Origin of the sequence: Hoylesella marshii DSM 16973 = JCM 13450 (assembly GCF_000146675.1) — a bacterium.
Taxonomy (GTDB): Bacteria; Bacteroidota; Bacteroidia; order Bacteroidales; family Bacteroidaceae; genus Prevotella; species Prevotella marshii.
In genome coordinates this window covers 737,608-745,918 of record NZ_GL397214.1, presented here as the reverse complement: position 1 = coordinate 745,918, position 8,311 = coordinate 737,608, and the positions used below count along the sequence as shown (strand labels likewise).

Sequence of the window (8,311 nt, the reverse complement as noted above, 5' to 3'; positions counted from 1 at the left end):
TAGTTCTACATATCGATTTGTCGAACTATCGAACTGTCGAGAGAATAATTGCTATGTGATAAAAGGAAAGAACCGGCACCTCTTCTCATTACCGCAATCATACCATTCTTATACAGAACATAAGAGTTTTTCTGCGGCGACTCCAAATCTGATGGGGAAAGCTACCAGCCTTTGCGCTTAAAGATTAGGAGCTTTCTATGAAAAGCTTATAAGCAATCTATAAAAAGCTTATAAGTAATCTGACAAAAGCTTATAAGTAATTTACAAAAAGCTTAAGAGCTTTTTAATGAAAGCTTAGGAGCTTTTCTGACTGATAGACTAACTTCTCTTCTCTTCCTTCTATTTCCCTGCTTTTCCTCATTTCTTGCAGCGGTGCTTCCGAGGGTTTACTTTTGCACTCAATAAGTACGGCAATGGACTGCATATTAGTTCGTTTGCCGAGTAACAATAAAGTAATCAAAACAAAATCAAGGAAATGAAACTCATTATCATCGACCGCAAAGCGTGGGAGCGGCACAGCTCCGACTTTGCAGACTTTATTCATCGTATCGAACAACTCATCGGCAATCCGCCCGAAAAGGACGATTGGCTCGACAACGAAGCCGTATGTCGCAGACTCGGCATCAGCAAACGTACCCTGCAATCTTATCGGGATACAGGCAGAATACCCTTTTCCATCATTGGGCATAAATGTTATTACAAGGAGAGTGACATCACAAATTTACTGAACGCAAACAATGAATGAATTATGTCGGAGAATGAAATCATTACACAGCAAGACCCTCAAATGCAGATGTTTGCACAACTGATGGAGGGTACTTTGAAGAAACTGGAGCGTTATTGTTCTACAGCCCGACCGATGTTAGGCGGAGAGGTTTACCTCACTGGCGAGGAGGTTTGCAGTCTGTTACGTCTGAGTACCCGCACACTTCAGGACTATCGGGACAGCGGAACGATAGCCTACTGCAAAATCGGAGGCAAGATACTTTACAGGCAAAGCGACATACAAGCTATGCTCGAAAGACATTATAACGCAATACCCAAGAAATTATGGCAAGAATAGATGAACAAAGGAAACAACGTCTGGAACAAGCCCTTCGAGATATGGGCAATTATGGCGTTAAGCTCCGCAAGCCCGAAGAGTTGCCCGATTTTGACCAGCCGATAGATTATGAAGAGGAAAAGAAAAGATTTGAGCCTGTTAAAGTTGAGGAACAAAATGACAAGGAGAGCCACAAGGACTATTCTCAACCGTCCTATCAAGAAACAGAGTTGTCACCAACGGAAAGGGCTACTTCTATCGAAGAGAATTATCAACGAATGGGAAAAACAAAGGACAGGAAGCAATTATCCGAGTTTCAGGGGAAATATCTCCAGCCCTTTCGCAACAGCCACCGCAAAGCCGTGTATGTATCAGAGGAAACCCAACGAAAGTTGGACTTCGTGGTGAGGAAAATCGGTGAGCAGGGAGCAAGCGTTTCTGGATATGTGGAGCAGGTGCTTCGAGAACATCTCGACCAATACAAAGATGATGTGGAAAGATGGCGGAAACTCTGAAGTACTGCATTCCTCGAATGCAAGCCTACGCTGAGTTACTGTATTCAGTGAATGCAGTAACACGGCATGGGCTTATAATCCCATTTTCTACATCAGCAAGGTGTGTCTTTGTACCACAAATTGCCATTTGTACCACAAAGACCCTTGCCCCGAAGGGAGGATTAAATCACTCCAAAGTCGTGATTAGAAAAACAAAAATAAGAGAATATGGCAAGCGATAAATCAAGGAAAAGAGTAGTGAAAAAGCAGTGAGTTTAACCATTGACTATCGAGAGAGATAAGGAATGTGTGATGGGATTATATTCCCCCAAGCATTTTTTGCAGCAGATTGCCCGATGTTCGAGTTATCTGGAAATCTACCGTCTGGTTTTCCACAGATTTTATCTCAGTTACCTTGAAACGGCAAAGGGCTTCCTGACGCTCCAATGTGTCACGGACGGAAGAAAGGTCCTGTATCTGCCCGGCAAACGTTCTATAGGGAGATTGCAGATAAATCATTTGTCCGTTTACATTGTCGGGGCGTTTATTCTCGAACTTTAATAAGATGGTTATATCTGTGCTGTCCGCTGGTGTTGCGGTTGTTGCTCCGTGTACGGTAGCCGTTCCCAAATACACTTGTTTATAAGGCAGGAAATAGGCTACGGCTAACAGAAAAAGCAAAATAGCTCCTATGGCAGTAATACCATAACGAACGAGAGATGAGGGTATCTGCCCCACGATGCTGCGTACTTTTTCGCTGCGGAGCTCAAAACTCCGTTCCTGTTTATTTTCCTGTTTTTCCATATCAGTTACCCAATTCTAATTGGTTTTTCACTAAGGCAAAGTATTTGCCACGTTTGGACGTGAGTTCTTCGTGTGTACCCACTTCTGTGATTTTGCCCTCGTCAAGCACTACTATCTGGTCGGCATTGCGGACGGTGGAAAGACGGTGTGCCACCACGACAACGGTTTTTCCCTTGTAGAACTCCGAAAGGTTTTCAGTAATGGCTCGTTCATTGTTGGCATCTAGGGCATTGGTGGCTTCGTCCAAGAAGACGAACATCGGATTCTTATAGACTACCCTTGCAATCAAAATGCGTTGCCGTTGCCCCTGACTGATACCTTGTCCGTCTTGTCCAATCATTGTGTTGTAAGCCAAAGGAAGGGCTTCGATGTAGTCTGCGATGTTTGCTACACGGGCAGCATGACGAATACGTTCGATGTCGGGTTCATCGTCAGATATTGCGATGTTTCTCGCAATGGTATCGGAGAAGAGATATCCCTCCTGCATCACTGCACCGCATTGGCTTCGCCACCAGCCGAGGTTGTATTCACTCAAATTGGCATTGCCTATCTGAATACTTCCGTTTAATGGCTCATAGAATCCCAAAAGGAGTTTTACGAGCGTTGTCTTTCCGCTTCCACTCGCTCCCACGATTGCCGTTACCTTGCCGTTGGGAATAGAGAGATTGATGTCGGAGAGAATATCTTTCGGACTGTAGATATCATATTTGAAGAATAGGTCTTTTATCGTGAGGGAATGTCCTTCGGTGGTCTTGTCCGTATAGGCGGTATGTGTCCGTTCGACATTTTCCTCGTTGGTCTCGGTGTGGATTTCGTTCATGCGGTCAAGGCTGATGCTTACGTCTTGCCATGAGTAGATAAACTGGATGAGTTGTTCCACAGGGCTGTTGAGCTGTCCGATGATGTACTGTACCGCCAGCATCATACCGAGTGTCATATTTCCGTGTATTACGGCTGTGGCTGCAAGTACGGTAATGAGGATGTTCTTCACCTCATTGATGGTGATGCTTCCTGCCTGTTGCACTTGTTGCAGATTGAGCGATTGCAGATTGACCTTAAACAGGTCGGCTTGTACGTCCTCCCATTCCCAACGTTTGCGCTGCTCGCATCCTTGCAGCTTGATTTCCTGCATACCTCCTATGAGTTGGTAGGTTACATTACGGTTGCGCCCTGCCTGCTCAAAGTATTTGTAGTCCAACTGTCTACGCTTTTTGAGAAAGAGTATTATCCAGCTTGCGTAAAGCGATGTCCCAAACAAGAAGACAAGGAAGATGCCGAGATTATAGACAGCAAGAACGACACCGAAGATCAGAAATGTGAAGAAAGAGAAAAGCAGACTTAGACTGCTTGAGGTAAGAAACTGCTCAACACGGCGATGGTCTTCAATGCGTTGCAAAAGGTCGCCCATCAGCTTGGTATCGAAGAACTTCATCGGTAGTTTCATCAGCTTGATGAAGAAGTCTGAGATGAGCGAGATGTTGATACGGGTGGAGATGTGCAGGAGTATCTTTGAGCGGATAAAGTCAATGGCGGTACGGCTAAAGAGGAGCATCATCTCAGCCAGCAGCACCAGCCACACAAAGCCGACATCCTTTCCCCCTATACCTGTATCTACAATAGCTTGGGTGAGGAACGGGAAGACAAGTTGCAGGAGTGAGCCGAGTAACAAACCGAGAATGAGTTGCGTAAAAAAACGCTTGTATTTCTTGAGATAGCTCCAGAGGAATTTCACTCGCCTTTGAGTCGGCACTGCTTTCGTATCGTTTTGAGCATAGAATTGTTCCGTCGGCTCGAGGAGCAGTACAATACCTTTTTCTTCACCGTTTGTCTTGGTACTAACCCAATGCTCGCAGAATTCCTCCTTGGTATAGGTAACAAGTCCCTTGCCCGGATCTGCTACATATACGGTATATTTTCCTTTATTGTGCTTTTTTATCTTATAGACAACGACAAAATGGTTCTGATTCCAGTGTATAATACAAGGCATCGGATCCTCTTGGTATAGCATTTCAAAACTCAAACGTCCTCCAATGGTCTTGAAACCGAGGTTTTCTGCAGCCTTGCTGATACCAAGAAGAGAAACACCTTCTTTGCCTAAGGAACAGATTTTCCGCAATTGCTCCTTATCAGCTTGCTGTCCATAATGTTTGGCTATCATCGCCAAACAGGAAGGACCGCAATCCATAGCATCTCGCTGTCGTTTTATTGCAAAACTCATTATTAAAATCAAAAATTATTATTATTTCTCTCCTTTAATGACGGATGATTCACTGCTTGTGTTGCTGTTTATGCGTTTTGAATCCTCCTTGTATTTTTTACCATACGATAGGTTCAGCGTAAGGTTTAAACGTATAAGATTTCTTGTTTCATCAAGATATTCATAGCGTTTGTAAGGAGCCACGCTTGAATAGTTTTCTTGTGCGGAAATATGCTTCAAAGAAAACAGATTCAGCACATCGGCAGAAAGGCTGAGTTTATTTGTCTGATAGCCAAACGACAACATGTGGCCGTCTTCATACCGATAAAGCGTTTCTCCCCAAAACCTGTCCTGCACATTCTTGCGAAACTGCCATCTCATAGTGAATTGTTTATAGTAAACAGAAACCTGACCCCCATAGTAGGGTATTGTTTTGCGGTGAGTGTATTGGTTGCCATTGCTTTTATAAAATTTTAAGCCGGTATAAACTTTGAACGACAGCAGATTGCCAAAAGGCTGCCCTCCATATTCAAATTCCGCATTATAGTTCTGAAAATTCTTGTGATTTTCCATGGTTCTGACCACCTTTTCATTATCCAGATATGTGCATTCCATGATTGGCGACTTTGAATATGTTTCATTCAAGTAGAGAGCCAATGCTGTTTTTGTGAATTTATAATTGAATACCAACGCATTATAGAAATCAATCTGCGGCTTGAGATTAGGATTACCTCGCTGTATCTGTATAAAATCTATATCCTGTGAATAGTCAGAAATAGCCGAAAGTGTAGGCATTATATTAGAGACCGACCCCTGATAACGAAGTTCGATTTTTGGAGAAACGGTATAACGGACGAATAGCATCGGACGAATCGTAAAGGTGCTTTGTTTTTGTTCTCCCACATGCATCCATCGCTGGTTCAGTCCAATGCCCACTCGGCAATAAAGTTCGCTCCATGCCTTTCCCCATTGTGCATAAGAATAAAGGTTGGTCTGGCGTTGGCCTGTGTGATGCTTCTGTGTCATATCGTTTCGGACTGAATTGTAGTCGCTTTTGGTAAACTGCTGGTTGAAGTTTGCTCCAATGGTCAAAGTTCCCCAATTCTGCCTGTTCTCGTATAATTGCGACAGCGCATAGCCTTTTTGAATCTCACGGACATTACTGCAGAATTGGTTGGATTCACTTTCGTTGTCTGCCTCCTGATACAGACGGTTGTATTTCCCTTTGTTGTATTGACCAGAGAGATTCATTACATATAGTTGATTTTCTCCTATGGGCAACTGTATATATAGTTGCGAATAAGGATTTGTGGCCGATGATTTCGCATTGTCGTATAAGTTGAGTGCTGTCCCTTTATAGTGCAAATCACTGTTCCACTCTTTATACGGTGCATTTTGGATGGCTGTCCCCAGTGAAAAGTTAATTATTTTCTTGTTCTCCTGATAGTTGTAATTGAAATGTACGTTGTGATTGTCGTATCTGTATCGTCCAGGATGCCCCAGTTCGGTTCTCGAAAAGTTCTCATTTTGCAGATTAAAGTCCTCTTCATATTCCCTGCTGAGGTGTTTCCAATTGCGGTATGCCATATTGTAGTCTAATGAAAACTGGCTGTTCCAGCGGTTGAATTTCAAGGAAATGTAGTCCTCTCCGAAACTCGTTAAAAGCCCCTGCCACAAAGAAAGGTAAACCCTTGCGCCAACTTGGTCGTTTTTGGTAATAAAATCCAAGACCACGTCTGCATTGCCATACCGTGCTTCCGGCGTGTCGTGGTATTCTACGCGCTGTATAATTTCCGGGGAAAGTGCAGCAATTTCAACGGCTGATACCTCCCTTCCGTTAAGCAATGTCTTAACGCTTCCGCCACCGTTCAGTGTCAGGCTTTTTGTTAGTGGGTCAACATTAATCCTCGACAGGTTCATCTTGTCAAGCATAACCATAGCGTCAGGACTGTTTCTTTGAAATTCATTGGGGAAAATTCTCTTGCTTCCATTTTGAAAACTTATGCTGCTTCCCACAACGGTAACTTCGTCCAACGTAGTAAGACTGTCTTTAAGGAACATTGTCCCAATGTTCAGATCCTTTGTTATGCGGTCTATCTTTATTGTGTCAGTAGTATATCCGACATGTGATGCAACCACATAATAAAAATTGTTTTTTGCGAGATTTGAGAATGAAAACATTCCTTTCTGTGTTTGTACGGCAGAGACAACCGTATGGCTTTTGGTGTACAGCTCTACATTGGATTCAAGGGTGTCACCATTCTCGATGAGGACTTTTCCAATAATAGAATACTGCGCATTTATGTTGCTAAATGTGCAAACCATGAACGCGAACAAAAATAGTCTTTGCATATAGATTATATTAAAATTTCAGATAGAAGGTGTTTTAATCCTCAGTTTATCCAAATGTAAACAAATACATTTTTCTATTACTCCGTTATCTTTGTAGAGTGAGCAAATGTCAAAATTCCCATTGTCAAACATATTCTTGATTCGATAAAAGGCGCATCCTCCCATGCAAATAGGTATAAATTCGCAATCCTTACATTTTTCATCTTCAAAACAATTGGCTGATAATACATATTTTCGTATTAAATCTTTGTTTTTGAAGTCTTGATCGTTAATATAACCAATTATTTTCTTGCTATCTCCAAGTTCATTCCAACATTTATATAACTCTCCTAAAGGACCAATTAAAAAGGAGTTTAGATGAGTTGCCGAACACCCTTTACCTTGTAAAACAGGATAGAAATTGACGGCTTCTGTTAATCCATAAAACAAATCTCGAACGTCATCGTGTAATAAAGATTGACATCCCATACATTTGTTTACAGTGTCTTCTATTCGTAATATGCCTGGATATATTGTTATATTTGGATAAGAACTCCATTTTTCAAGCAACTCATTTCTGATATTCTCAAAATCTCCAACATTATCCTTGTCAAGATTAACGCGAACAGAAATTTGCGTACTAGGCATGCTTTTCAAAATACAGTCAATATTTCTAACTATTTTATCAAAAGTTCCCAACCCACTTTTTTTTAGTTTTCTCAAATTATCGTGACGTGGTTTATTGCCATCTAATGTGATTTGAATTGAGTTAAGTGGATATTTGGAAAAAAGAGAAAGCATCTTTTCATTTATCAAATATCCGTTTGTAACAAGGAAATGATGAGATATTTTAATATTTGGTATCTCGATACTAATTCTATTCAGAATTTTTTCTATAATATCTATTGCCATTAACGGCTCTCCCCCATACCATGTAATATATAGATATTCAAGATGTTTGTAACGTTTTATAAAAAGAATTATATTTTCAATTACGGCATCAGACATTCTTATGGGTCTTTTGTTCTCTTCAAAACAATAAGGACAATTAAAGTTACAATCGCTTGTTGGTGCTATTGTTAAAAGTAGTTTTTGATGGGAGAAAACTTCCATAAAATAATCCATCTTTATTTTACGGTAATAATTGGTTTCTTCTTCAACAGTGGTAATGATATTGACTGTTTTCAATTTTTGGAAAATCTTCTCTGGAATACGGCTTATTGAAGAAGGATTTTTTTTACATTCGCAGACCGAGTCATAAATTTTACGACTCACTTTATGTAGAGAATTGTTGTTTGACAAATAAAAATAAGCTTTTTCATCTGATGATAAAAAAGGAATGCAATACTTAGAAATAATAAAATCACTCATATTTAAGAATATATAAAAAGCCATATCAAATCAACAGGACTAAATCCAACTAATTCGATATGGCTAATAAAG

The 8,311-nt window shown here is 41.1% G+C and carries 7 protein-coding genes; 3 read left to right on the top strand and 4 right to left on the bottom strand.

Going from position 1 to position 8,311, the window contains the following annotated elements; genetic code table 11:
- The first annotated feature begins 475 nt into the window (after positions 1–475).
- From HMPREF0658_RS10885 to HMPREF0658_RS03155, 3 genes are read left to right on the top strand one after another with little or no spacing between them, the layout of a single operon-like run.
- Positions 476–745: a helix-turn-helix domain-containing protein gene (locus HMPREF0658_RS10885; RefSeq protein WP_004352884.1), complete on the top strand. Its 270-nt coding sequence runs from the start codon at positions 476–478 to the stop codon at positions 743–745.
- A 3-nt stretch (positions 746–748) separates the two neighbouring features.
- Positions 749–1,063, top strand: a complete 315-nt coding sequence (locus HMPREF0658_RS03160) for a helix-turn-helix domain-containing protein (RefSeq protein WP_004352880.1) — start codon at positions 749–751, stop codon at positions 1,061–1,063.
- The gene (locus tag HMPREF0658_RS03155) at positions 1,051–1,557 is read left to right on the top strand and encodes a DUF3408 domain-containing protein (protein ID WP_004352896.1); all 507 of its coding nucleotides are present in this window, start codon (positions 1,051–1,053) and stop codon (positions 1,555–1,557) included. Before HMPREF0658_RS03160 ends, HMPREF0658_RS03155 begins: the two co-directional genes overlap by 13 nt.
- 297 nt (positions 1,558–1,854) lie before the next feature.
- Here the strand turns inward: HMPREF0658_RS03155 and HMPREF0658_RS03150 are convergent, their stop codons facing one another.
- The 4 genes from HMPREF0658_RS03150 to HMPREF0658_RS03135 all read right to left on the bottom strand — a co-directional run bounded on the left by HMPREF0658_RS03150 (position 1,855) and on the right by HMPREF0658_RS03135 (position 8,239).
- Positions 1,855–2,340, bottom strand: coding sequence for a hypothetical protein (locus HMPREF0658_RS03150; protein WP_004352882.1), 486 nt, complete (start codon positions 2,338–2,340; stop codon positions 1,855–1,857).
- 1 nt (position 2,341) lies between these two features.
- Complete coding sequence (locus HMPREF0658_RS03145) at positions 2,342–4,558, bottom strand: peptidase domain-containing ABC transporter (protein ID WP_006948484.1); 2,217 nt, start codon at positions 4,556–4,558, stop codon at positions 2,342–2,344.
- Positions 4,559–4,579: 21 nt separating this feature from the next.
- Positions 4,580–6,598 carry an outer membrane beta-barrel protein gene (locus HMPREF0658_RS03140; protein WP_244860893.1) on the bottom strand — a complete coding sequence of 673 codons (2,019 nt, stop codon included), beginning with the start codon at positions 6,596–6,598 and terminating at the stop codon, positions 4,580–4,582.
- A gap of 309 nt (positions 6,599–6,907) precedes the next feature.
- Entirely contained in the window at positions 6,908–8,239 is a 1,332-nt protein-coding gene (locus HMPREF0658_RS03135; protein ID WP_018910187.1) for a radical SAM/SPASM domain-containing protein, read from the bottom strand.
- Between the last annotated feature and the right edge of the window lie 72 nt (positions 8,240–8,311).